We start from the raw sequence: 24,982 nt of genomic DNA on the forward strand, positions 1-24,982 counted from the left end.
GACACCTCCTGGCCACGGATATTCGGACGAACCGTCCGGCCCCGGGTGCCCTGTGGCCCACCTGGACAAACGCGAGTCGATAGCGAATGCGGCTCTGACATCCGACCTATCTTGATGAGTGATGTGGACGCGTCATGCTCTGAGCGCTAGCTTCTGGGGAAGGTTCAGACCTGTAACACGACTTCCCGAGAGGATTGATCGGATGTTAACGAAGCGGATCGGCACACGGATCCACCTGCTCTGCGTCACCGGCGCCCTGGTCGGCGGCCTCGCCCTCAGCGGTGGCACCGCAGGGGCCAGCGCCCGGAGCGACGCGGGTGTCCAGGCGCTGCCCGCCGGGGTCTACTTCCAGAACGAGGGCACCGTCCAGGGGTGGTCCAACTACCCGCAGAAGCCCCAGAAGCAGGGCGTCATCCGTAATGTCACCACCCCCGCCTACAAGGGCGGCAACGCCATCGAGGCCAAGCAGACGTACATCAACGAGGGCGGCGGCTACCACTCCGAGACCGAGCAGGCGTCCACCCAGGCCGTCGGCCAGGACCGCTACTACGGCCAGGCCATCTACGTCGCCCCCAACTGGCGGTTCCACAACCAGAACGTCACCTTCCAGCAGTGGTCGCCCGAGGATCCCGAGGGCCCCTGGGAGCTGATGTTCATCCAGAACGACGAGCTGCGCATCGGCGGATCCGGCGGCTTCAGCGCGAACGTCGCCAAGGTGACCGATCTGCGGGGCACGTGGATCCGGATCGTCACGCGGTTGAAGTTCCACGCGACCGACGGCGCCATCGAGATCTGGGTCAACGGTGTGAAGAAGTACAGCAAGACCGGGGTCACCGTGCTGCCCAAGACGTCGAACACGGTCCGCTGGTCGTCCGGGATCTACTGCACCGGCTGGCGCGAGAACCCGCCCGCAGGCCCGTCGGAGCTCTCCGTCTTCCATGACCAGGCGCGCATCGCCAACTCCTACAGCCTGGCCGAGCCCGCCAACTGGTGACGCCGCGGGGACGGGGCTTCCCGCCTGCCCGGCGGGAAGCCCCATCCTGCTCAGCGAGTGAGGTGATACGTCCGCCCCGGCGCCGTCCGGAACGAGATGACCCCGTCCCGCGTGGTGGTGTGGGCGACGCGTCGGCCGTGGTCGTCGACCACGGTCACCCGATCGCCGCCCCACGGGTCGACCAGTGCGAAGCGGTTGCCCTTCTCACTGGTCACGTCCACGTACCGGACGCTACCGTCCTCGCGTTCGGCGGACAGGGTGAAGGCCCCCTCGGCGCGCAGCCGTACGAACGTCGCGTCGCGATCCTCGGGCCACGTGGGAAACACCCGGGTCACGCCCTCGTACGTCTGCAGCATCATCGAGTCGACCGTCTCGATGGCACCCGATGTCTCCTGCCCGCCACCGGACTGCCGGACGGTCAGGTTCGGCCGCCACAGCCGCTTGATGACGGTGGTGAACGTGCGGATCAGATCCTCGGGCTCCCAGCCGGCGCGGGCCGCGATGGTGAACGTCTTGGCGGTCGAGTTGGGCGCCGGACGCCCCTACCCGGTGTTCGCGGGCAACGACACCAAGCTCGCGGCGCTGGCCGAGCACTGGCGCGGGGCGGCGCGGGACTTCGACGACGTGGTCCATCTGCTGCTCGGGCGGAGCATCTCGCTCGGGCTGCTGATCGGCGGGAAGCTGCACCTCGGCTACAACGGTGGGGCGGGGGAGATCGGTGTGCTGTGCGACCTCGGCTGGTACACGGCGCTCGACCGGATCCTGGCGTACGGGACGGACGACCCGGACACCGGGCCGGCCGGCGAGGCCGCCAAGCGGGTGTTCGACGCGGTACGGCGCGGCGACCCGGAGGCGGAGGCGATCGTGACGGCGTTCGTGGCCGACCTCGCCACCGGTGTCGCGGCCACCGTGCTGACCGTGGACCCACAGCTCGTGGTGATCGGCGGCGGGCTGTCCCAGGCGGGAGCCCTGCTGGCCGAGCCGCTCCGTGCGGAGCTGGCCCGGCTGTGTCTGTTCCCCGTCCAGGTCGAGGCGTCGGTGCTGGGTGACGAGTCGGTGGCCCTGGGCGCGGTTCGGCTGGCGCTCGACCGGGTCGAGGCGGAGCTCTTCGACGTGGCGGAGGCCCCGGGGGGCTAGGGTCCTTCTTCCACGGAGATCCGTCAGAAGGGCCCTAGCCGCCGTCCCGTAGGCGGTGCGGACACCCGCGCCGCCTACGGGACGCGCCGCTACCTGACCGCGGGGAGGACCGTCAGGAGCGCTTTTCGATGGTGATGAACGGGTCCCATTGGAAGTACCCCACCAACTGCTGGTCGCTGTCCAGGACCTGGAAGGAGAAGTGGTAGGTGACCTGGCCGATCTTGTTGACGTCCGCCTCCCAGAAGTGATCCTCGTAGTCCTGTGTTTCGAAGTCGGGCCGGTCGGTGGCCCCCTCCTTCGGGATCGGATAGGTGCCGTCGGCGATCACGATCCGCGGTGTGCTGATGAGCGGGTCGTCGCTCAGGTACCGGTACAGCAAGGCGCAGTACTCGCTGTTGAGCGACAGCGTGGTCTCGCGCCACCTGATGATGTCCCTGGGGTTGGCGCGGAAGTTCAGCTCGGCCCCCGAGGTGCCGATGACGCGGTCCTGACGCGTCGTCATATAGATCAGGCTCTGGTCGACCCACGTCGGCGCGTCGTAGTCCTTTGACGCGTCGGGATACCGCTTGGCGATCGAGTACGCGTCGAACGCGATCAGCACATTGATGATTTCCGACATGCTCCTACTCCCCTTTCACTTTGTACGCCATCGCCCGCGGGTAGTCGTGCCGGTGCAGGCGGACGCGGACCAGCAGTGGTCCGGCGTTGACCGGATCGGTCGGGTCGGTGAGGCGGGCCAGCAGCTCGTCCAGCTCGGAGGCGTGGGCCACGCTGACCCCGTGTGCCGGGGTCTTCTTGTCCGAGAAGACATCCGCGAGCCGCTCGTAGTGCCACGGATGGAGGACGTTGTAGAAGTCCGCGCCATCCGTGTCATCCGCGCCGTGCGCGTCCCGGTCCGCGTAGTAGGACGGGTGCACCAGCATCTGCTCGATGCCGTAGAAGTGTCCGTTGTCCATCACGAACACCACCGACCGCAGTCCGAGCCTGGTGTGGGTGGAGATCTCCTGGCAGGTCTCCTGGAAGGCGCCGTCGCCGACGAACACCATCGGGCGGGCGTGGCCGCGCTCGGGGGCGAGCGCGGCGCCGGTGGCCGCGCCGACGGACCAGCCGATGGACAGCCAGCTGACCTGGGACAGGAAGCCGCCCGCGGGCAGGGTCAGGTTCATCGAGCCGATCAGGGAGAACGCGGCGTCGGAGACCACCGTCCAGCTCTCCCGGGTCTCCTTGGCCAGGAAGTGGTTGATCCGGTCGAACACCCCGTCGTAGGTGAGCCGTTCGCCGGACCGGGACGACGAGCCGCCGGCGCGGAGCGTCGTGGCGCGGTGGTCCTCGAGGGAGGCGGGACGGCCCTCGGGCGCGCCGTGGTGGGCGTGGGCCTCGGCGTAGTAGTCGGCGGTCAGGCCACCGGAGCCGAAGCGCGCCACCAGCGCGTCCTTGAGGGCCGGTATCAGCCGGGTGAGCTGGACGTCCGGGAAGTACTGGGTGCCGACGCTCACACCGCCCCGGGCCGCCACCACCCAGTCCGTGCCCACACACAGTTCACCGCCGAGGTTCTTCGAGGTGGACCAGGTGCCGAGGCCGATCCGGCAGGTGGCCCAGTCCTTGAAGACCGAGTGCACATCCGGGTGGCTGGCCTTGCCGTTGTAGACGCCGTGGAACTGCGGCAGCCGCTCGTCGAGGACGGCCTTGGCGCCGACGGTGGTGCAGAACGGCACCCCGGTGGCCTGCGTCAGATCGGTGAGCTGCCCGTCGAGCCGGAACCGCTCGACCTCCTCGCCCGCCCACACGATCGGGCGGGGCCTGCCGTCCGGCCCGGGGTGCTCCTCGACCAGGGCGAGGATCGCGGCGACGGCGCCCGCCAGCATGGCCTGGCCGCGCGCGCCGAACGGCCGCTCGCGGCGCAGGAGCGGCTGCTCGGCGACGGCACACGGCTCGTCCCACAGGTCCTCCATCACCTCCAGGTAGACGGGCCTGCGCGTCGACAGACAGGCGGTGAGGGCGGTGTCGATCTGGCCCGGGGCGAGGCCCGGGTTGGAGATGACCTGCGCCTCCACGGTGACCTGCCGGTAGGCGTCCAGGTTGCTCTCCCGGCGCGGGCTCATATGCGAGGTGAGCAGGCCGAGGGCGCGGTAGTTCTGCCACTGCTCGTACGGCGGGCAGGCGTTGATGGCGATGAGCGGGACGTGCTCCACATACGCCCCGCCGCAGGCGCCCAGCAGGTTGAACGCGCCGACGCTGTAGGTGACCGCGGCCGCGCCGATGCCGTGGAGTCGGGCGTAGGAGTCGGCGGCCTGGCCCGCGCCGCCCTCGGTGGGGGTGCCGACCCACTCGACGTCGCCCTCGGCCCGCAGGGTGGTGAGGAACGGGCCGAGGTGGTTGCCGGGTACCCCGAACAGATGGGTGATGCCCAGCTCGGCCAGGCGGCGGGCCAGATAACGGGCGACCGTGCACTCGGGGGTGATCGCGGTCACGAGCGGCCCTCCTGGTTCGGGCCCGGCGTGGTGAGGGGCGGGGCCTGGTGGACGGCGACGGCGGCGCGGACGGCGCTCTCCAGGGCGCCCTCGATCCAGGCGTGTTTGAGGGAGGTGTGCTCCCCGGCGAAGTGCACCGGGCCCTCGGGGCGGGAGGCGTCCAGGTGGAAGCTGGTCATCTGGTGCGGGGTGTACGTGGCGGCCTCGCCGAAGGCGTACGGGTCGCGGGCCCAGCTCTTGGTGGCGCCCAGGCCGGTGAAGAACACCTCGATGCGGCGTCCGTGCAGGGCCTGGAGGTTGCGCAGGGCGTAGACATAGCGCTCCACCTCGCGCATGGAGTCCCAGCGCGCGGCGTCGTCGGACCAGGAGTACGAGGCGAGCACCACACCACCGGTGCTGCCCTCGACCGGGTGTGAGGGGTAGTAGATGAACCGGTTGGGGTTGTCGGTGGCGGAGCCGCCACCGAAGCAGTGGGTGGCGGGGCGCACGGCGGGGCCGCGCAGCGGCATGGTGCTGTTGACCTGGCGTAACTCCTCGGTGACACCGCTGTCCTTGACCGCGGCGCCGAGCAGGCCGCGGCCCACCTCGGCGAGCGCGGGAACGGGATCGGGATCGGTGCCGGTCCCGCCGCCGCGCTGGTAGTACTCGTAGAGGCCCGGTGTGATGCTCTCGAGCTCCTCGCGCCACTCGTCCTCGGTGAACTCCCACCACCGGTGGCTGAACTCCAGCAGCACCTTGGTGGCCGAGTCGTAGTGGGTCTCGATGATGGCGCGGCGCTTCTTGTACGACATCGAGGGGACGATCTCCACGAAGCGCAGGGTGGAGAACGGGATGGTGACGATCGCCAGGTCCGCCGTCCACAGCCGGGTGGGGCCCGCCGGGTTGTCCTCGGCCACGGTCTGCACGGCCACGCCCCATCCGTCGGGTCCGACGGCGCCGGTGCCCTCGGGCGTGGAGTCGCGGCTGGGGTCGAAGTACTCCAGGCGGATCATGCGGTGACCGAACCGCACCTCGTCGCGCAGGCCCCGGTGGAGGGCGTCCGGCAGTCGCCAGCTCCCGCCGGGTATCTCCCAGTAGCGCACACCGGGGCTGATGTCGGTGTGGCTCAGGAAGCTGTGGAAGAACGACAGGTGCAGCCGCGAGGACATGTTCTCCAGCGTTCCGACCGCCTCGATGGCCTCGTCGCTGAGCCCGGCGCAGTCGCGCAGGAAGCCACCCATCGAATAGCCGTCGAAGTCATGGATCACCCGGGCCCAGCCCTCGACCCACTCCTCGAACGGCTTGTTGACCCGCTTCCCGTCGATGACGTCGGAGTAGTAGTCCCGCACGCTCTCCAGCGCGTCGTCGACCATCCGCACGGCGGGGGCGCGGACCTCGTCGTCGGTGAGGTGGAAACCCTCGTTGATCTTCTCCGGGACTGCGCTGTAGTCGGCGCGCCGCACTTGGACGCGGTTGGTGCGGATCCAGGTGTTGCCGCGCTTGTCGGGCGCGCGGAAGTCGGGGCTCTCGTCGCCGTAGGTCCAGGTGCGGCCGGTGAACGAGGTGTACGTCACCGGGGGGACGGGGACCTCGGGACCGCTGCCGGTGGCGGGGTCGACGTCCACGTTGTAGAACAGGCGGCGGCCGAGCCCGAGTTTGTCGACGAGGGCGAGGACGAGCGGGTGGAAGTCGGGCAACCGCATGGCGCCGGCCTCGGCGTACTGGGCGGCGTCGTCGAACGGCTGGTGGTGCTTGGTGGTGCGGAAGGTCTTGATGCGCCCGCCGACGCGGCCGGTGTTGGCCTCCAGGATGGTGACGTCGTGGCCCGCGTCCTTCAGCAGGCGGCCGGCCACCAGGCCGGTGATACCGGCGCCGATGATGAGGATTTTCTTGCGGGGGTGGCGGGTGACGCCGAGGCTGCCCGTGTCGATGAGGGTGTGGAGATAGCCGAGTTTGAGGTCGGTGTTGTCCGGTCCGATGAGGAGGAGTTCGCGGGCCAGCTTGAGACAGGTCTGCCAGCGCGCACGGGTGGCGGAGTTATCGCGTGGAGCGTCGGTCATAGCTTGCGATCGTAGATTTGAAGAAACGATTTCTTGTTTCTTTCACAAGGTAATGTATGGGTAAAGTCCTAAAAGGATGGACCTTGTGGCTGACGGAATTTCGACTTGCTGGATTTTCCCCTGGAAGGAGCCCGAGATCCGGCTGGGGCGGGTGCTCCACCAGGGGCCGAGGCGGAAGGGAGACGCGGCGGCGCCCGCGCCCCGGCGAACTCGGTGACCTTCGCGACGACGGGCGCAACGGGGCCCGGTCGGCCGCGCTCGGATATGGATGGACGTCGAACTCCTGCCCGATGATGAAGAAAGGGGTGTCGCAGCAACACCTGTGGCCGCTCGGGTGCCGTTCAGAAACCCGTTCCGGCGGGGCCGACCGCCCATCCGAATGGGTTTCAGGCCGTCAAGGACCTGGCGTACGGGAAATGAGACGAGCGGCTTTCCGGGCGCGCAGCCGATATGGCGCGGATGGCCGGGCCGCCGGCCGGTGGCTCCGCCTCCGGCGTGTGAGGCCGGCCGGGGAGCTCACACCCCGGAAATCGGACTGACGAGGCGTCAAGCGGTGACGCCCGGTCGAGCAGGAGCGGCCGCTGTCGGCTCAGGACGTCCAGCACCGCGTGCTCGCGGGCGCTGAGCCCATGGCGAGTGTGGAGAGCCCCCTCGAGACGCGTCTCGGTCCTGCTGTGCGGCAGGATACACGGCATGAGCAATATAGCGCGCTTGCAAGTAGTGTGTATGCAAGTATTGTGGATGCTCGTAAAGGGCGGTAGCAATCACTTGGAGTGAACTTTCATGCCCATCGCACTGCTGGCCCTCGCCATCGGGGCCTTTGGGATCGGAACCACCGAGTTCGTGATCATGGGGCTGCTGCCCGAGGTCGCCGGGGACTTCGATGTGTCCATCCCCACCGCCGGGTTCCTGGTGACCGGCTACGCGCTCGGCGTCATGGTCGGCGCGCCGCTGATGACCGCGCTCGGTACGAAGATCTCCCGCAAGCGCATGCTGATGCTGCTGATGGCGCTGTTCGTGGTGGGCAATCTGCTCTCCGCGGTCGCCCCCGCCTTCGGTGTGATGGCCGTGGGACGGATCGTCGCCTCCTTCGCGCACGGCGCGTTCTTCGGCATCGGATCGGTCGTCGCGGCCGACCTGGTCGCACCCGAGAAGAAGGCCGGAGCCATCTCGATGATGTTCACCGGCCTGACCGTCGCCAACGTCGTCGGCGTGCCGCTGGGCACCTCGATCGGCCAGTCGCTGGGGTGGCGGACCACCTTCTTCCTCGTCGCGGCGCTCGGCGTGATCGGCCTGGCGGGCATCGCCAAACTCGTTCCCGACATCCCCAAGCCGGAGGGTGTGTACCTGATCCATGAGCTGGCGGCCTTCCGCAACGCACAGGTGCTGCTGGCCATGGCGATGACCGTGCTCGGCTTCGGCGGTGTCTTCGCCGCCATCACCTACATCGCGCCCATGATGACCGAGGTCGCGGGCTTCGCGGACTCCTCCGTCACCTGGCTGCTGGTCCTCTTCGGCCTCGGCATGGTCGGCGGCAACCTCCTCGGCGGCCGGTTCGCCGACCGGGCGCTGATGCCGATGCTGTACGTATCGCTGGGCGCCCTCGCGCTGGTCCTGGCCGCGTTCACCTTCACCGCCCACAACAAGATCGCGGCCGCCGTCTCCATCGCCCTGGTCGGCGCCCTGGGCTTCGCCACCGTGCCCCCGCTGCAGAAGCGGGTGCTGGACTACGCGGCGGGTGCCCCCACTCTCGCCTCCGCCGTCAACATCGGCGCCTTCAACCTGGGCAACGCGCTCTCGGCCTGGCTCGGCGGCCTGGTGATCTCGGCCGGACTCGGCTACACCGCGCCCAACTGGGTCGGCGCCGCCCTCGCCGGATCCGCCCTGGTCCTCGCCGTCCTGTCCGCCGCCCTGGAGCGCCGCCAAGCCCGCCGCGACGCCCGCCGCGGCCACGATGGCGCCACCACGGCGGTCGCGACGCTCGGCTGAGGCCCGCGAACCACCGAGACCCGCGAACCACCGAGACCCCCGAACCACCGAGACCCCCGAACCACCGAGACCCCGAACCCCACAAAACCCACGACCCGACGAAGGACACCATGACCTCCGTACCCAACGTCACCCTCCACACCGGCCTCGAGATCCCGCAGCTCGGCTTCGGCGTCTTCCAGGTGGAGGACGAGCAGACCACCGGCGCGGTGCTCTCCGCCATCGAGGCCGGCTACCGCTCCATCGACACCGCGGCCATCTACGGCAACGAGACCGGCGTCGGCCGTGCCCTGGCCGCCTCGGGCGTCCCCCGCGAGGAGCTGTTCCTCACCACCAAGCTGTGGAACGCCGACCAGGGGTACGACTCCACCCTCGCGGCCTTCGACGCCGGCCTGGCCAAGCTGGGCACCGACTATGTGGACCTCTACCTGATCCACTGGCCCACCCCCGCCCGCGACCTGTACCTGGACACCTGGCGCGCCCTGGAGAAGCTGCTGGCCGACGGCCGCGCCCGCGCCATCGGCGTGTCCAACTTCCAGCCCGCACACCTGGGGCGGCTGCTGGACCACAGCGGTGTGGTGCCGGTCATCAACCAGGTGGAGCTGCACCCCTACCTCCAGCAGGGGGAGCTGCGGGCCTTCCACGCCCAGCACAACATCGCCACCGAGGCGTGGAGCCCGCTGGCCCAGGGCGCCCTGCTCCAGGACCCCGCCCTCACCGCGATAGCGCGGCGGCACGGCAAGACGCCCGCCCAGGTGGTCCTGCGCTGGCACCTCCAGCTGGGGAACGTCGTGATCCCCAAGTCCGTGACCCCCGCCCGCATCCGGGAGAACATCGACGTCTTCGACTTCGCCCTCACCGCTGAGGACATCGAGGCGATCGGCGCTCTCGACCGCGGTCAGCGCACCGGGCCGGACCCCGACACCCTCAACTGACCCGCCACCACGCCACTCGACCGCCCCACTCGACCGCGCCGCCGCGGCCGTGCTCATTCAGCCGGCCGGGGCGGCGCGGCCCGTTCCCACACCGGGCGTGAGCTGCTGCTGGAGACCTACGAGGCGGGCATCCGCCACTCCCGTTCCCCCGGAAGCCCGCCTGTGGAGAGCTGACCACCGGGGCCGGTCACCCGGACACGATGTACAGGATCGCCGTGCCGTCCTCCCCGGCGGCCATCAGGATCACCACGGCGCCGGGCTGGGCGGCCGGCCGGGTGGTGCCCACCCTTCCGCACGAGTTGCTGCTGCCGTGGTCGCGCAGCACGGTGACGCACCCCTGGCCCGGGCCGCTCGCCCCGCCCTGGGAGCGGTTGTTGCCCGACTTCACCGTGTACGTGACCTTGTTCGGGCCGATCTCGTTCACGGTCAGCGTCGCCGGACCGGCCGGGCCCTCGAAGCGGACCGTCACCCGCTCCGACACCGCGATCGCGCAGTTGCCGTCCGCGCAGGCGCCGACGTCACGCCCGTCCGCCGCCGACACCGACGGTTTCGCCGAGGCGCTGAGATCGCCGGAGGGGCTGCCGCCCGAGGGGTGCGCGGAACGGGACTCCGACGGGCTCCCGCTGTGCGAGGGCGCCCCGTCGGTCGTGTCCGACCCGCCGCAACCGGCCACGGCCAGAGCGGCCAGCACCGCCATCACCGCCGCCATACGACCTGATCCCGGCTGTTGCGCTCGCGCCCCGCGCGTTCCCCGTACCGATGTCATGGTGGCCATCATGACCCGTGTCCCGGCGTGCCGGGGTGCGACATTCCGTCGCGGGGCCGGTCAGGGGGCGAGTTGGCGGCTGATGATGAGCCGCTGGATCTGGTTGGTGCCCTCGAAGATCTGCATGATCTTGGCTTCGCGCATATAGCGCTCCACGGGGAAGTCGCGGGTGTAGCCGTAGCCGCCGAAGACCTGGACGGCGTCCGTGGTCACCTTCATGGCGGCGTCGGTCGCCGTCAGCTTGGCGACGCTGGCCTGACGGGTGTACGGGCGTCCGTGGTCCCGGCGGCGGGCCGCGTCCAGATAGGTGGCGCGCGCGGAGTCGACCGCGGCGGCCATGTCGGCCAGCAGGAAGCCCAGGCCCTGATGGTCGATGATCCTTCGGCCGAAGGCGGTGCGTTCGTGGGCGTAGGCGACCGCGGCGTCCAGGGCGGCCTGGGCGAGCCCGGTGGCGCAGGCGGCGACGCCCAGCCGGCCGGAGTCCAGGGCTTGGAAGGCGATGTGGAGCCCCTGGCCCTCGCCGCCGATGAGCCGGTCGGCTTCGAGGAGGGCGTCGTCCCAGAAGGCGGAGGTGGTGGGGATGGCGTGCAGGCCCATCTTCTCCTCGGGCCGGCCGAAGGTGAGGCCGTCGGTGTGGCCCGGCGCGAAGAAGCAGGAGATGCCGTCGCTGCCGGGGCCGGTGCGGGCGAACAGGGCGTAGAAGTCCGCCTTGCCGCCGTGGGTGATCCACGCCTTGGCGCCGTTGATCCGGTAGCCGCCGGGGGCCTTCTCGGCACGGCAGGTCAGGGCCGCCGCGTCGGACCCGGCCTGGGGCTCGGACAGGCTGTACCCACCGATGAGCCGGCCGCCGAGGATGTCCTCCGCCCAGCGTTCGCGCTGCTCGGCGGTGCCGAACGTGAGCAGGGGGAAGGCGGCGAGGGTGTGGACGCTGGTGGCGACGGCGACGGCGGCCCAGCGCGCGGCCAGCTCCTCCAGCACCTGGAGATAGACCTCGTAGGGCTGGCCGCCCCCGCCGAACTCCTCCGGGTAGGGCAGGCCGAGCAGCCCGGCGTCACCCAGCAGGCGGAACAGGCCCTCGGGGTAGGTCTCGGTGCGTTCGTGGCCGTCGACGCGGAGGGCGAGCTCCTTGTCGGCGATCTCGCGGACGAGGTCGAGCAGGTCCTCGGCCTCACGGGTGGGAAGCAGACGGTCGACGGGCATGAGGGGCGCTCCTGGGGTGCGGACGGGCGAGGAGAGGGCTTAAGGGCCGGGGTCAGACGGAGACGGCCGCGGGGGCGTCGGCGGTGGCGGCCAGGTCGTCCAGAGCCGCGCGGGCCGTGGCGCGGAACTCCTCGACCCGGGCCAGCTTGATGTCCTCGTAGCCGCGGACGGCCTCGACGAGCCGCACCAGATCCTCCACGGCCGCGGCGTTGCCGGGCGTCAGACGGGTGAGGGCGTCGCGGACCAGGCGCGGGTACTCCTCGATCAGCGCCCGCTCCTGGCGGCGGACCTCGGCGTATCCGAAGAGGTCCAGCCGGGTGCCCCGCAGCCGCCGCAGGGCGCGGAGCAGCGAGAAGAGGGCGGGCGCCGTGCGGCGGAGCCGGATCTTGCGCTTCATGCCCAGCGCGCGCAGCGCCGGAGGGTGCAGCAGGACGGAGACGGTGGCATCGGCACCGAACTCGTCCGCGACCCTGGCCCGTTCGACGGTGTCCAGATGCAGCCGGGCCACCTCGTACTCGTCCTTGTAGGCCATGAGCTTGTGCAGCCCCTCGGCATAGGCGACGGCGATGCGCTCGCCCGCCTCGTCACCGGCGCGCCGCCGGGCCATCGCGGCGACCTGCTCCACCTCGGTGGCGTACCGCTCGGCGTAGGCCCGGTCCTGATAGCCGATCAGGTCGGCGGCGCGCAGGGCGATGGTGTCCTGGAGCGCGCCGGGCCGGGCGGCGGTGGCCGCGATGGTGCGCGCCTCGGGTGTGACCTCCAGGACCGGCCGTTCCGGTGCGGCGAGGGCACGCCGTACGGCCTCGGGGTCGAGGGCGGCGGCGCGCCCCCAGCGGAAGGCCGCGAGGTTCTTCTCCACGGCGGCGCCCAGGCGGATCGCGCCCTCGATGGCGTCTTCCGTCAGGGGGACGCAGCCGTGCTGGAAGGCGGCTCCGACGAGGAGCATGTTGGTCGGCATGTGATCGCCGAACAGGGCCTCGGCCATGCTCTGCGCGTCGAGGTAGAGGTTGTCCCCGGGGCGGGTGGCCGACTCGATCCGCTCCAGGGCGTCGTCCGGGGAGCCGGGCACGACGACCCGGTTGGTCACCATGGCCGCGGTGGGGACGATGGCGGAGTTGACGACGGCGATGGTGTGACCGGGGCGGGCGATGCGCAGATTGGCGTCGGCGGCCGCCCCGAGCAGATCGAAGCCGATGAGCACGTCCGCGGTGGCGCGGGAGGCGCGCACCGCACCGGTGACCGGAGTGGACGAGATCCGTACGTCACTGACGACGGGTCCGCCCTTCTGGGCCAGCCCCGTCTGCTCGAGTCCGGCCGCGTAGCGCCCATCGAGATGGGCGGCCCGCTGCAGGACCTGTGAGACGGTCACGACACCGGTGCCGCCGATGCCGGGCATCCGCAGCAGTGTGCTGTCCCCGGCCACCGCCGGAGTGGGCGCGGTCAGGGCCACGGGCGGCTGGGGGACGGCACGGGGCCGCGCCTTCGCCTTGGTGGTCTTCGTCGTCTTCGGCTCGACCAGGAGGAAGGAGGGGCAGTCGCCCTTCAGGCAGCTGAAGTCGGAGTTGCAGGACGCCTGGTGGATCCGGGTCTTGCGGCCGAAGGCGGTGTCCACGGGCTGCACCGACAGACACGTGGACACGTCCCCGCAGTCGCCGCAGCCCTCGCAGACCCGCTCGTTGATGACCACCTTCTCGGCGGGGGTGGGCAGCTGACCGCGCTTGCGCAGCCGGCGCTCCTCCGCGGCGCAGCGGTCGTCATGGATGAGCACGGTCACGCCGTCGGTGGCGGCCAGCTCCTTCTCGGCCTCGGGCAGATCGTCGCGGTGGCGCACCGTGGCGATCGGGTCGAGGCGTACGCCGCGGTAGTCGGCCGGTGCCGCGGTGGTCACCACGACCTTCCGTACGCCCTCCAGGGCGAGCCAGCGGGTCAGCGCCGGGACGTCCAGCCGCCCTTCGGGGCGCTGACCGCCGGTCATCGCCACGGCGTCGTTGTAGAGGAGCTTGTACGTCATGGTCACGCCCGCGGCCACCGCCGCGCGGATGGCGAGGGAGCCGGAGTGGTGGAAGGTGCCGTCACCGAGGTTCTGCACGAAGTGCCGGTCGTCGGTGAACGGGGCCAGGCCGATCCACTGGGCGCCTTCGCCGCCCATCTGGGTCAGTCCGATCTGATGGCCGCGGCCCGCGCCATCGAGGGCGATCATGGCGTGGCAGCCGATGCCCGCGCCGACGAGGGTGTCATCGGCGGTGCGGGTGGAGGTGTTGTGCGGGCAGCCGGAGCAGAAGTAGGGCGTGCGCGCCGACACGGTGGGCAGCGCGATCCGGGGCGCGGCCGGCGGTGCCGGCGAGGCCGGCCGGGCGGTCGCGGTCCGCGGCAGCCGGTCCGGGCCGATGCGCTGGGCCAGGGCCTTGGCCACGTCCTCGGCGCCCAGGGTGCCGCGGGCGGTGAGCAGCGGTCGGCCGTTCTCGCTGTGGCGGCCCACCACCACGGGCGGGTCGGCGCTGCCGTACAGGGCGGCCTTGAGGTGCCCTTCGAGGAAGGGCACCTTGTCCTCGACGACCAGGACCTGCTCCAGGTCGGCGGTCATGGCCACCAGGTCTTCGTCGCAGAGGGGGAACGGCATCGCCAGCCGGATCAGCCGGACGCCGAGAGCCTCCATGTCCGCCTCGCCGATGCCGAGGTCGGCCAGGGCGCGCCGCACCACGGCGTAGGAGGTGCCGGAGGCCACCACGCCCAGAGTGGCGTGCGTGGCGCGGAAGGTGATGCGGTTCAGCCCGGCCTCACGGGCGTAGGCGCGCGCCAGATCCAGCCGACGGGTGAGCATGTCGTGCTCGGCGTCCAGGGACGCGGGGCCCACGAGGGTGGGCGGCGCGCCGCGCGGGGCGGTGGGCGGGGCGGGGATGTCGGGCCGGAGCGCGTCGAGGTCGACGACCGCCGAGGCGTCCGCGATATCCGCGACGATCTTCAGCCCGGCCCAGAGGCCGGTGGCCCGGGACAGGGCCACGGCGTGCAGTCCGAGCTCGAGGATTTCGGGCACGGAGCCGGGCGCGAGCAGGGGCATGGCCAGGCTCTGGCACATCGGCTCGCAGGAGCTGGGCACTGTGGAGGACTTGCTCCCGGGGTCGTCGCCGATCCAGGCCACCGCGCCGCCCAGCGCCGCCGTACCGGCCACCGTCCCGTGCCGCATCGCGTCGGCCGCGCGGTCAAGACCGGGGTTCTTGCCGTACCAGAACCCGGTCACCGCCTCGTGGCGGCGTCCGGGCACCTGCCCCAGCAGCTGCGTCCCGGCCACGGCGGTGGCGGCCAGCTCCTCGTTGAGGCCCGGCCGGAAGACCACACCGGCGGGGTCGAGGAAGCGGCGTGCCCGGTCCAGCTCCAGATCGACCCCGCCCAGCGGAGAGCCCGGATAGCCGGAGACGAACGCGCGGGTGTCCAGGCCGCGCGCCTCGTCCAGCCGGCGCTGTTCGAGGGTGAGCCGGACCAGGGCCTGGATGCCGGAGATCAGCACGCGGCCGCTGCGGGCCGTGTAGGGGTCATCGAGTGAAACCGCGGCGGGGTCGGTGCTCACGTGAGCCTCCTCGACGTATCTGGGGTCCGGCTCAAGGACAGCAACACCCTCCCGAGGAGCACAAGTAACTTGCGGCTGATCCGGGACAAGACGCAAACTGCCGGGGGATTTCGCTGGCTGGACTAAAAGACTTTGCGCGGGCCGCCCTCGCGCGCGAGTCGCGAAATGGAGGGCCGATGCCCGAGTTCGACGATGTGGACCGGCAGTTGCTGCGCATGCTGCGCGAGGACGGGCGGCGCACCTTCTCCGAGATGGCACCCGAGGTGGGATTGTCGGTGGCCGCGGTCAAGCGCCGGGTGGACCGGCTCAAGGACACCGGGGTGATCAAGGGCTTCACGGTGCAGATCGACCACACCAAGCTCGGCTGGGGCATCGAGGCATTCGTGGAGCTGTCCTACACCGGTACGACACCGGTCGGTGAGATCGTCCGCACCTGCTACACGGTTCCCGAGGTGCAGGCCGTCTTCACCATCGCCGGTGATCCCGATGCCCTGGTGCACGTCCGGGTGCGGGACATCGAGCATCTGCAGCAGGTCATCGACGGTCTGCGGCGCGTGGGGCTGGTCACCGGAACCAAGACGCTGATGGTGCTGGGCTCGTGGACACGCCACGCCTGACCTGAGGGGTGGCCGACGGATCGTGACGCCCGCGGCGGGCCGTTCCCCTCCCCGCCCCTTCCCGCGGCATCGATACGCGGTTCCGCCGCGTGGGCCGCCAGAAGGACCCTAAGAGCGCTCGGGGTCCTCTTCGCCTTCTCCTGCGGCGAGGTTCTTCTCGACCTTCATGAGGATCCTGGCGAAGGCATCGCGCTCCCCGTCGTCGAGCCCGTCCAGGATGTGCTCCTCCAGCCGCCCCCATGCCTCCGCGACCTGGGGCCGCAGGGCATAGCTCTGCTCCGAGGCCCGGACGAGCATGACACGCCGGTCCTGCGCATCGCGGGTGCGGGTGACATGCCCGCCCTGCTCCAGCCGCCGCAACATCAGGGTGACGGTCGACGGGTCCAGGTCGAGCGCCCTCGCCAGCTCGGACTGCCGGACCGATCCCGCGTCCCACAGGGTCATCATCAGGAATTCCTGGCCGGAGCAGAGGCCGGTCGGGCGCAGCAGCCTGCCCCCGGCGAGGCGGTGCAGGCGGGACACCCGCGCCAGGGTCTGACTGACGTGGCCGCCGTATCCGGCCCCCGTGGCGTCGGCAGGCTCGACCTCCGCCCCGCCGGCGGGCTCGGCCTCCGTGGCGTCGATGTGCTCGTCCTCCGTCGCGCCGGTGTGCGGGAGCTCTGTGGTCATGGTGGCAAGGCTATCGTGGCCGACCAATCATTGGCCACCCAATGAATGGGTTATGGTGGCTTCGCCGCGAGATCATTGGGCGGCCAATGATCTCGTTGCCGACCGTCATGCCCCATCGACCACGGGAGCCGTTGTGTCCACACCCTTCGATCCGATCGACCTTGCCGGGCTGCCGCTCCGCAACCGCCTGGTCATGCCCGCCATGGGGCGTGCCCGTGCCTTCGGGCCCGGCAATACGGCCACCGACTCCATGGCCACGTACTACGCGCAGCGGGCCTCGGCCGGGCTGATCATCACGGAGGGGTCGCAGCCGTCCGTGGTCGGTCAGGGCTTCCCCCACACCCCGGGGCTGCACAGCGCCGAGCAGATCGCCGCCTGGCGCCGCGTCACCGACGCGGTGCACGCCGAGGGCGGGGCGGTCTTCGCCCAGATCTCGCACGTCGGCAGGGTCGGCGACCCCGGCCTGCTGCCCGACGGGCTGGTGCAGGTCGCGCCCTCGGCCGTCGCCGCACCCGGCCGGCTGTTCACCGTCGACGGGATGAAGGAGTTCACCACCCCGCGCGAGCTGACCTCCCAGGAGGTGCGGGAGACGATCGCGGACTTCGCCCAGGCGGCACGCAACGCCATCGAGGCGGGGTTCGACGGGGTCGAACTGCACGCCGCCTACGGCTACTTGATCCACCAGTTCCTGGCGCCCAGCTCCAATCTGCGCACCGATGAGTGGGGCGGCTCGATCGAGGGCCGGGTCCGGTTCGCGGCCGAGGTGGTGGCGGCCGTGTCGGCGGCCATCGGAGCGCGGCGCACCGGGATACGCGTCTCGCCCGGGATCCGTTACAACGGCATCGAGGAGCCCGACCTCGAGGCCACGTACGTCCAGCTGATCCGCCGCCTGGACGAGACCGGCCCCGCCTATCTGCACGTCGTCGAGGACTCCCGCGATCTGACCGGCATCCTCCGCAAGGAGTTCTCCGGAACCTTCATCCTCAACCCCGCGACGGACGGGTTCACCAGCGCGGAGGAGCTGGCGCTCATCGAGGACGGTACGGCCGACATGCTGTCCTTCGGGGCGCTCTTCCTCGCCAACCCGGACCTTCCGGCCCGGCTGCGCGCGGGCGGACCGTACAACACACCGGACGAGACGACCTACTACGGCGGCACCGACAAGGGGTACACCGACTACCCGTACCTGACCGCCTGAGGGGCGACCCTCCCGGCCGCGTCGTGGCTATGCTCGATGTGGTGTGTGACGCTCCTGACTTCGACCTCGAGCCGTATACCGGATTCGACGCTAACCCCTATGTCGAGCGGACATTCAACAGCTGGGACGGCCTCGGCTGGCGGTCCCTGCTCTTGCAGCGGTTCGATCACGTCGCGCGCGTGGAGCGGGTGGCGTTGCCCGCCACCGACGATCTGCATCTCGTCCTGACCGTCGCGGGCGACGCGGCCATGGAGACCAGTACCGGTGGGCGCTGGCGGCAGCGGCACTGGATGCCGGGACAGCTCGATATGGCGGTTCCGGGCGTGGCGTCGGTACGCCGCTATCGGTCCGTGGTCCCCCTGCGGACCCTCCAGGTGCACATCCCACGCGTCACCGTCGCCCGTACGGTCGAGCAATTGGGCGGGGAACGCATCGACTACGAGCGGATGGCCGCAGCGGTGGCTTCGGGGGATCCGCTCGTCGAGCACACCATGCGGTCGCTGGGCGCGGCCGGCGAGGCCGACGACCTGTACGCGGAGTCCGCGGCGACGTTCCTCGCCGTGCATCTGCTCACCTGCGGCGTCCGGCCACCGGAGGTGAACCGGCCGAGCGCCGCGGGGCCCTGGGTGCACAAGGCCGTGGCGATGATGCGGGACCGGCTGGGTGGCCCCTTGACGGTGGCGGACATGGCCTCCGAGGCCGGCTTCAGCGTGTACTACTTCATCCGGGCCTTCAGGGACGCCACGGGCCAGACGCCCCACCGCTATCTCACCCGGCTGCGGATCGAGGAGGCACAGCGGCTGCTCCGGGCGGGTGAGCTGTCCGTCGCGCAAGTGGCCACGCGGTGCGGATTCGGCAGCCCGGGCGCACTGTCCACGGCGTTCCTGCGGCACACGGGCGTACGGCCGTCGGCCTACCGCAATCGCTGATCCGTGGACGGCAATCGCGCGCATTCCCACGGCCCCGGGGCGCTTCTAGCGTTCGTGGCGTGCCGACTTCTTCTTCACCGGGCGGAGTGACGCCCGACATCGAACCCTTTGCCATCTCCGTTCCCGACGCCGACCTCGACGATCTGCGCCTGCGACTGGAACGGGTCCGCCTGCCGGAATCGGAGACCGTGGCGAACGCCTCCCAAGGCGTGCCGCTGGACCAGATGCGGGCACTCCTCGCGGCGTTGCGCGCGCTGGACTGGCGGGCACGCGAGAAGATGTGGAACGCCATCGGCCACTTCCGCACGGTCATCGACGGCCTGGAGCTGGCCTTCTGGCATGTGCGGTCGCCGGAGCCCGGCGCGATGCCCCTGCTGCTGACCCATGGCTGGCCGGGGTCGGTCCTGGAGTTCGAGCAGGTCATCGGCCCGCTCACCGATCCGGTCGGCCACGGCGGCGACCGGGCCGACGCCTTCGACGTCGTCGTCCCGTCCCTGCCCGGATTCGGCTTCAGCGGCCGTCCCGCGCGGACCGGGTGGAATCCCGCGCGCACCGCCGACGCCTGGGCGACGCTGATGAGCCGGCTGGGCTACGAGCGCTTCGGCGCGCACGGCGGCGACTGGGGCGCGTTCATCAGCACCGAGCTGGCCCGCCGCTTCCCCTCACGGGTGGCGGGCCTGCACCTGACGATGCCGGTGGCCTCGCCGCTCCCGCAGGACCGCGACACCGCCACCCCGGCGGAGGCGCGGATGATCGAACGGCGCGATCTGCACCTGGCCGACGGCTATGGATTCGGCATCCAGATGGGCACCCGGCCCCAGACCCTCGGCTACGCCCTGGTCGACTCGCCCGCCGGGCTGGCCGCCTGGCTGGGTGAGAAGTTCGCCGCCTACGCCGACACCCGTGCCGAAGCGGGCGGGGGAGTGAGCCTTGACCGGCAGGCCGAAGGCATCGCCCTGTACTGGCTCACCGGAACGGGGGCGTCCAGCGCCCGCTGGTACTGGGAGGCGCTGCGCTGGACACCGCGCGGCGCCGAGGAGGAGAACGCCCTGCCGGTGACCGTGCCGACCGCGTGCACGCTGTTCCCGGCCGAGCCATGGCCCACGGCCGAACGCTGGGCCGAGCGGCGCTATACGGATCTGCGCTCCTGGCATGAGATGGAGGTGGGCGGCCACTTCCCCGGGCTGGAGCAGCCCGAGACGCTGGTGCGGGAGCTGCGGGACGCCTTCCGCACCGTGCGGTGACGAAAGTGGTGCGCCACGCCGCTCAGGCCGCGTGCGTCACGGTGAACCGCTCGACGGCGTCCCACAGTTCGCGCTCGCGCCGCGGATCGTAGGACTCCTCCGACGACCGCGCGACCCGGGCGCGGTCGACGTAGGAGCCGGTCGGTGCCGGGGTCGTGCCGAGCACGACGTCGGCGAGGTAGCGGCCCGCGGCGCCCCGGCCGGTGGCGAACGGCGTGAGGGCCATCACCGGCAGGACGCGCCGCATGGCGAAGCGGGAGAGCGGACCGGCGTTGCGGGCGAGACCGGTGCCGGGGACGAAACCGGGGTTGTACGCGACGACATCGATCCCGGCCGGAAGCCTCCGCGCGTACTCGTGCACGAGGTGGACGGCGGCCAGCTTGCTGGTCGAGTACGCGGTGCGCCCGCCCGCCGGGCCGGCCGGCTTGGGGAAGGCGCCCGGACGGGCGAGAACGTCGGGGGAGTTCCAGACGGGGCCGGGAACCATGCCCAGGTTGTGCCTGAAGTCCCCGAAGTGGGTGTCGCTGACGGTGATCACGATTCGGGCGGGCGCCGCGAAGTGGTCCTGGAGCACCCGGACGAAGAGGTGGTTGGCCAGTACGTTGATGGCGAAGGTGGCCTCGAACCCGTCGGGGGACTCGGTCAGCGCGTTGGTGTACTGCATCCCCGCGTTGCCCACGAAGCCGCGCAGCGGTGGCAGATCACCGCGCTCCAGCCGGTCACGGATCCCGGTGGCGGCGGAGCGGACGCTCTGGAGCGAGCCGAGGTCCGCCGGGACGTACGAGACCGTGTGCCCGCCCGTGGCGAGCTCTTCGGCGAGCTGGGCGCCGGAGGACGCGCGGGCCACGACGAGGAGGTGCGCGTCGGGCGACCGGCGCACGATGTGCTCCGCGGCGACCCGCCCGATCCCGCGGCTCGCGCCCGTCATCACGATGGTGTGCTGCGTAGCAGGCATGGAAGGCTCCTTCACTGGTCGGCCGATGGCGCCCGGCCCGGGCGCGGCGGCTCCACGTTCGCCGCCCCCGCCCCCGCCGGCCAGTGCCGTCCCCGTCACTAGGACTGGCAGTACCCAGGCTCATCCGGCGCCGCGCGGCGAGAATGAACCCATGGCTTCCTCCCGCTCCGACTTCGCCGTGCTCCTGCGGGCCTGGCGCGACCGCCTCGCCCCGGCCGACGCCGGTTTCGCCCCGGCGGCGGGCCGTCGTGCCCCGGGGCTGCGCCGCGAGGAGCTCGCCGAGCTGGCCGGGCTCTCCGTCGACTACATCCTGCGCCTGGAGCAGGGACGCGCGAAGCACCCCTCGGACCAGGTCGTCGGCGCCCTCGCCCGCGCCCTCCAGCTCTCCCGCGCCGAACGCGACCAGTTGTACCGGAGCGCCGGGCTGCTGCCGCCGCGGGACGGGACGGTCAGCGCCCATGTGCCCCCGGGCATCCAACGGCTCGCGGCGCGTCTGGGCGACGTCCCGATCGGGGTATTCACCGCCGACTGGACCCTGGTGTGGTGGAACGCCATGTGGAGCGCCCTGCACGGCGACCCCACCGTCCTCCCGACCGCCGAACGCAACCTGGCCCGCGCCCTGTTCGGCACCGGTGCCGCCCGCGACCCGGTGCTCCGCGTCCGTCCCGAGAGGGGGCCCGACACCTTCGAAACCTCGATCGTGGCCGACCTCAAGGACGCCGTCTCCCGCTACCCCGCCGACGCCCGGCTCGCCCGCCTGGTGCGGGAGCTCCGGGCGGAGTCCGAGGTCTTCGCCCGTCACTGGGCCACCCGGGCGACCGCCGCCCAGCACACCTCCGACCGCAAGACGATCCGGCACCCGGAGATCGGCGACATCCTGCTCGACTGCGATGTGCTCATCGTCCCCGGCGCGGATCTGCGCATGGTCACCTACACGGCGGCGACCGGAAGCAGCGACGCGGGCAAGCTGGACCTGCTGCGCGTCACCGGCCCCCACACCGCCGCTCCTCGCCCGTGACCGGTCCTGTCGCGGCGGCGTGGGATCGGCACCGGGGCCGGAGCGCCGGCACCGGGGCCGGAGCGCGTGGCGCCCCGGCCCCGGCCGGTCGTCCGGGTCAGGACGCGGGCAGCTCACCGCGGACCGTACGGGCCGCGGTGACCAGGTTCTCCAGTGCGGCGCGGGTCTCCGGCCAGCCGCGGGTCTTCAGACCGCAGTCGGGGTTGACCCACAGCCGCTCGGCGGGGATGGCCTTCAGGCCCGTCCGCAGCAGTTCGGCCGCCTCCTCCGCGCTGGGCACCCGCGGGGAGTGGATGTCGTACACCCCGGGCCCGGCCTCGCGCGGATAGCCGTGGGCGGCGAGCTCGCGGGCCACCCGCATATGGGAGCGGGCGGCCTCCAGGCTGATGACATCGGCGTCGAGGTCGTCGATCGCCTGCACGATGTCGCCGAACTCGGCGTAGCACATATGGGTGTGGATCTGGGTGTCGGGGCGTACGCCACCGGTGGTGAGCCGGAAGACCTCGGTCGCCCAGGCCAGATAGGCGGGCTGGTCGGCGGTGCGCAGGGGCAGGGTCTCGCGCAGCGCGGGCTCGTCCACCTGGATGACCGAGGTCCCGGCCGCCTCCAGGTCGTTCACCTCGTCGCGCAGGGCGAGGGCCACCTGCCGGGCGGTGTCGCCGCGGGGCTGGTCGTCGCGGACGAAGGACCAGGCGAGCATCGTCACCGGTCCGGTGAGCATGCCCTTGACCGGGCGGTCGGTGAGGGACTGGGCGTAGGTCGTCCAGCGCACCGTCATCGGCTCGGGACGTGAGACGTCACCGGCCAGGATCGGCGGGCGGACGTAACGGGTGCCGTAGGACTGGACCCAGCCGTGCTGCGTGGCCAGATAGCCGGTGAGCCGCTCGGCGAAGTACTGGACCATGTCGTTGCGCTCGGCCTCGCCGTGCACCAGCACATCCAGGCCGGTCTTCTCCTGGAAGGAGATCACCTCCTGGATCTCGGCCCTGACGCGCTCCTCGTACCCGGCCGTGTCGATCCGGCCCCCGCGCAGGGCGGCGCGGGCGGCGCGGAGTTCACCGGTCTGCGGGAAGGAGCCGATGGTGGTGGTCGGCAGCAGCGGCAGGCGCAGGTGGGCGCGCTGGGCCGCGGTGCGCTCGGCGTACGGATGGGAACGCCGGGCGTCGGCCTCGGTGACCGCGGCGGCGCGGGCGCGGACGGCCGGGTCGCGGGTGATGGGGGAGCCGGCGCGGGAGGCGAGGTCGGCCCGGTTCGCGGCCAGCTCGGCGGTGATCGCGCCCGCGCCGCGGGCCAGGCCCTTGGCGAGGGTGACGATCTCCGCGGTCTTCTGCCGGGCGAAGGCCAGCCAGCGCAGGATCTGCGGTTCGATGTCCCGCTCGGCCGTCGTGTCGAGCGGGACGTGCAGCAGCGAGCAGGAGGCGGCCACATCGACCCGGTCCGCCAGGCCCAGCAGGGTGCCGAGCGTGGCCAGGGACTTCTCCAGGTCGTCGACCCAGATGTTGCGGCCGTTGACGACACCGGCGACCAGCCGCTTGCGGGGCAGCCCGCCGACGGCGGCCAGCGCGTCCAGATTGGCCGCGGCGGCCTCCGTGAAGTCCAGCGCCAGCCCCTCGACCGGGGCGTTGGCCAGCACCGGCAGCGCCTCGCCGAGGCGGTCGAAGTACGAGGCGAGCAGCAGCTTCGGGCGGTCGGTGAGGGCGCCCAGGTTGCGATGGGCGCGACCGGCCGCGTTAATTTCGGCCGGGGTGCGGTCCTGGACCAGGGCGGGCTCGTCGAGCTGCACCCACTCGGCACCGGCCGCCCGCAGATCGGCCAGGACCTCGGCGTACACCGGAAGCAGCCGGTCCAGGAGGGTGAGCGGCTCGAAGTCGGCGGGCGCGCCGGGCGCGGGCTTGGCGAGGAGGAGGTAGGTGACGGGGCCGACGAGGACCGGCCGCGCGGTCAGCCCGAGGGCGAGGGCCTCCTTGAGCTCGGCGACCTGCTTGGCGGAGTCGGCCGCGAACACCGTGTCCGGACCCAGCTCCGGGACCAGATAGTGGTAGTTGGTGTCGAACCACTTGGTCATCTCCAGCGGCGCCACGTCCTGTGTGCCCCGCGCCATCGCGAAGTACCCGTCGAGCGGGTCGGCGGCGACGGCGTCCCGGTGGCGGTCGGGGACGGCGCCGACCATGACGGTGGTGTCCAGCACATGGTCGTAGTACGAGAAGTCGCCGGTGGGGACTTCGTCGATGCCCGCCCCGGCCAGTTGCCGCCAGGTGGCGCGGCGCAGTTCGGCGGCGGTGGCCCTCAGCGCGCCGGCGGTGACGCGGCCCTTCCAGTAGCCCTCGATCGCCTTCTTCAGTTCCCGGTTCGGGCCCTGGCGGGGGTAGCCGTACACGGTGGCCCGTGCTGCCGCGGACTTGGTGGTCACGGAGATCTCCTTCGCGAGATGAATCCCTGAGGTCCCGGCGACGGGAGGAGAGCGCGAAGGGTGACGGACCGGACGCCACGACCTCGCGCGGCTGGCGCGCGATCGTCCGCCTGGTACAGATTCGCCGACCCGCCCTCGAGGTCACCGGGATGTCCGCGCACGGGTGGTCCGTACGCGGGCAGATGGCAGGTCTTCGGACTCACGGGCGCGTCCTCCTCGGAGGACACCTACTGGCCGTCGCTTCCCAGGCCCCTCTCACCGGGCCCAGTGCGTATGACGGCGGTCGTTCCCGCTCACCGCTGCGGGGCAGTCCCGGATTCCCACCGGGTTCCCTCTTGCGACGCGTCCCGCCTGGCGGACGGGGCGAACCAGCTGCACCAGCCAGCCTACGGGGCCGTGCGGCGGTGTGCGGCGTCCCGTCCGGTATTCGGGATGGTGAGGTGGGACGGGCATGGTGTGGCATGGCCCACTCAGGACACAGGAAAACCCCCGGCCACGTCGGCCGGGGGTTCCGCTCCTCACGGGCTCAGCACGAACTGGAGTCCGACGCGCCCACCAGATTGACCGGGACGGTGACGAAGGAGAACTGGTTGCTGGCGCACACACCGGGGAAGGTCGTGCTGCCGGCGTTGTTGACGGTGGTGACATCGGGGCCGTCCTCCGCGACGGCACCCGCCGCGCCGACGGCGAGGGACGCGGCGGTGAGAGCGAGCGTGGACAGGGCGGTCCGCATACGCATGGGAACTCCTTGCTGGGGATGAGCGGCCAGAAATGACCGGCTTCGCATGCATGGTGCCCCTTTGTCGGGCGGATCGCGGCCCAACGTCCTCCCAATGGGCGAAGACG

At 71.4% G+C, this 24,982-nt stretch carries 20 protein-coding genes and 1 riboswitch; of the genes, 9 read left to right on the forward strand and 11 right to left on the reverse strand.

The window, feature by feature from the left end; translation table 11 throughout:
• Positions 1-202 precede the first annotated feature (202 nt).
• A complete protein-coding gene (locus ACZ6TD_RS39310) occupies positions 203-994 on the forward strand; it encodes a heparin lyase I family protein (RefSeq protein WP_471345828.1) in 792 nt (263 codons plus the stop codon).
• A 50-nt stretch (positions 995-1,044) separates the two neighbouring features.
• Here the strand turns inward: ACZ6TD_RS39310 and ACZ6TD_RS39315 are convergent, their stop codons facing one another.
• Entirely contained in the window at positions 1,045-1,353 is a 309-nt protein-coding gene (locus tag ACZ6TD_RS39315) for a glycoside hydrolase family 95-like protein (protein WP_471345830.1), read from the reverse strand.
• Between the two features lie 85 nt (positions 1,354-1,438).
• Between ACZ6TD_RS39315 and ACZ6TD_RS39320 the strand changes: the two genes are divergently transcribed.
• Entirely contained in the window at positions 1,439-2,131 is a 693-nt protein-coding gene (locus tag ACZ6TD_RS39320) for an ROK family protein (protein WP_471345832.1), read from the forward strand.
• A gap of 112 nt (positions 2,132-2,243) precedes the next feature.
• On the opposite strand, the gene ACZ6TD_RS39325 is transcribed toward ACZ6TD_RS39320, so the two are convergent.
• Genes ACZ6TD_RS39325 through ACZ6TD_RS39335 form a run of 3 tightly spaced genes read right to left on the reverse strand, consistent with a single transcriptional unit; the run spans position 2,244 to position 6,641 of the window.
• Entirely contained in the window at positions 2,244-2,750 is a 507-nt protein-coding gene (locus ACZ6TD_RS39325) for an inclusion body family protein (protein ID WP_471345834.1), read from the reverse strand.
• Between the two features lie 4 nt (positions 2,751-2,754).
• Positions 2,755-4,602 (reverse strand): thiamine pyrophosphate-binding protein, encoded by a 1,848-nt coding sequence (locus ACZ6TD_RS39330; RefSeq protein WP_471345836.1) that lies wholly within the window; start codon positions 4,600-4,602, stop codon positions 2,755-2,757.
• Positions 4,599-6,641 (reverse strand): flavin monoamine oxidase family protein, encoded by a 2,043-nt coding sequence (locus tag ACZ6TD_RS39335; protein ID WP_471345838.1) that lies wholly within the window; start codon positions 6,639-6,641, stop codon positions 4,599-4,601. Before ACZ6TD_RS39335 ends, ACZ6TD_RS39330 begins: the two co-directional genes overlap by 4 nt.
• Positions 6,642-7,424: 783 nt before the next feature.
• Between ACZ6TD_RS39335 and ACZ6TD_RS39340 the strand changes: the two genes are divergently transcribed.
• Both ACZ6TD_RS39340 and ACZ6TD_RS39345 read left to right on the forward strand, forming a co-directional pair.
• The gene (locus tag ACZ6TD_RS39340) at positions 7,425-8,630 is read left to right on the forward strand and encodes an MFS transporter (RefSeq protein ID WP_471345840.1); all 1,206 of its coding nucleotides are present in this window, start codon (positions 7,425-7,427) and stop codon (positions 8,628-8,630) included.
• A gap of 110 nt (positions 8,631-8,740) precedes the next feature.
• Positions 8,741-9,565: an aldo/keto reductase gene (locus tag ACZ6TD_RS39345; protein WP_471345842.1), complete on the forward strand. Its 825-nt coding sequence runs from the start codon at positions 8,741-8,743 to the stop codon at positions 9,563-9,565.
• Between the two features lie 187 nt (positions 9,566-9,752).
• Here ACZ6TD_RS39345 and ACZ6TD_RS39350 read toward each other — a convergent pair whose 3' ends face one another.
• The 3 genes from ACZ6TD_RS39350 to ACZ6TD_RS39360 form a co-directional block, all read right to left on the reverse strand.
• Positions 9,753-10,274, reverse strand: a complete 522-nt coding sequence (locus ACZ6TD_RS39350) for a hypothetical protein (protein WP_471345844.1) — start codon at positions 10,272-10,274, stop codon at positions 9,753-9,755.
• A 117-nt stretch (positions 10,275-10,391) separates the two neighbouring features.
• On the reverse strand, positions 10,392-11,531 hold the full coding sequence (locus ACZ6TD_RS39355) for an acyl-CoA dehydrogenase family protein (RefSeq protein ID WP_471345846.1): 1,140 nt from the start codon (positions 11,529-11,531) through the stop codon (positions 10,392-10,394).
• Positions 11,532-11,583: 52 nt separating this feature from the next.
• Positions 11,584-15,096, reverse strand: a complete 3,513-nt coding sequence (locus ACZ6TD_RS39360) for an indolepyruvate ferredoxin oxidoreductase family protein (RefSeq protein WP_471345848.1) — start codon at positions 15,094-15,096, stop codon at positions 11,584-11,586.
• Positions 15,097-15,272: 176 nt separating this feature from the next.
• On the opposite strand from ACZ6TD_RS39360, the gene ACZ6TD_RS39365 reads away from it, so the two are divergent.
• The gene (locus tag ACZ6TD_RS39365) at positions 15,273-15,713 is read left to right on the forward strand and encodes an Lrp/AsnC family transcriptional regulator (protein WP_037961940.1); all 441 of its coding nucleotides are present in this window, start codon (positions 15,273-15,275) and stop codon (positions 15,711-15,713) included.
• A gap of 108 nt (positions 15,714-15,821) precedes the next feature.
• Here the strand turns inward: ACZ6TD_RS39365 and ACZ6TD_RS39370 are convergent, their stop codons facing one another.
• On the reverse strand, positions 15,822-16,382 hold the full coding sequence (locus ACZ6TD_RS39370; RefSeq protein WP_471345850.1) for a MarR family winged helix-turn-helix transcriptional regulator: 561 nt from the start codon (positions 16,380-16,382) through the stop codon (positions 15,822-15,824).
• A 133-nt stretch (positions 16,383-16,515) separates the two neighbouring features.
• On the opposite strand from ACZ6TD_RS39370, the gene ACZ6TD_RS39375 reads away from it, so the two are divergent.
• The 3 genes from ACZ6TD_RS39375 to ACZ6TD_RS39385 are packed head-to-tail and all read left to right on the forward strand — an operon-like array spanning position 16,516 to position 19,753.
• Positions 16,516-17,580: an alkene reductase gene (locus ACZ6TD_RS39375; RefSeq protein WP_471345852.1), complete on the forward strand. Its 1,065-nt coding sequence runs from the start codon at positions 16,516-16,518 to the stop codon at positions 17,578-17,580.
• 41 nt (positions 17,581-17,621) lie between these two features.
• Positions 17,622-18,509, forward strand: coding sequence for a helix-turn-helix domain-containing protein (locus ACZ6TD_RS39380; RefSeq protein ID WP_471345854.1), 888 nt, complete (start codon positions 17,622-17,624; stop codon positions 18,507-18,509).
• Between the two features lie 59 nt (positions 18,510-18,568).
• On the forward strand, positions 18,569-19,753 hold the full coding sequence (locus ACZ6TD_RS39385) for an epoxide hydrolase family protein (RefSeq protein ID WP_471345856.1): 1,185 nt from the start codon (positions 18,569-18,571) through the stop codon (positions 19,751-19,753).
• A 22-nt stretch (positions 19,754-19,775) separates the two neighbouring features.
• Here the strand turns inward: ACZ6TD_RS39385 and ACZ6TD_RS39390 are convergent, their stop codons facing one another.
• The gene (locus ACZ6TD_RS39390; protein WP_471345858.1) at positions 19,776-20,708 is read right to left on the reverse strand and encodes an SDR family NAD(P)-dependent oxidoreductase; all 933 of its coding nucleotides are present in this window, start codon (positions 20,706-20,708) and stop codon (positions 19,776-19,778) included.
• 151 nt (positions 20,709-20,859) lie between these two features.
• Between ACZ6TD_RS39390 and ACZ6TD_RS39395 the strand changes: the two genes are divergently transcribed.
• Positions 20,860-21,726, forward strand: coding sequence for a helix-turn-helix transcriptional regulator (locus ACZ6TD_RS39395; protein WP_471345860.1), 867 nt, complete (start codon positions 20,860-20,862; stop codon positions 21,724-21,726).
• Positions 21,727-21,823: 97 nt separating this feature from the next.
• Here ACZ6TD_RS39395 and metE read toward each other — a convergent pair whose 3' ends face one another.
• Both metE and ACZ6TD_RS39405 read right to left on the reverse strand, forming a co-directional pair.
• Positions 21,824-24,136 carry a 5-methyltetrahydropteroyltriglutamate--homocysteine S-methyltransferase gene (gene metE / locus ACZ6TD_RS39400; RefSeq protein ID WP_471345861.1) on the reverse strand — a complete coding sequence of 771 codons (2,313 nt, stop codon included), beginning with the start codon at positions 24,134-24,136 and terminating at the stop codon, positions 21,824-21,826.
• A gap of 167 nt (positions 24,137-24,303) precedes the next feature.
• A riboswitch (cobalamin riboswitch) is annotated at positions 24,304-24,524 on the reverse strand.
• A gap of 138 nt (positions 24,525-24,662) precedes the next feature.
• The gene (locus ACZ6TD_RS39405) at positions 24,663-24,875 is read right to left on the reverse strand and encodes a hypothetical protein (protein WP_471345863.1); all 213 of its coding nucleotides are present in this window, start codon (positions 24,873-24,875) and stop codon (positions 24,663-24,665) included.
• Between the last annotated feature and the right edge of the window lie 107 nt (positions 24,876-24,982).

The sequence above is a fragment of the Streptomyces yongxingensis genome (assembly GCF_055597465.1).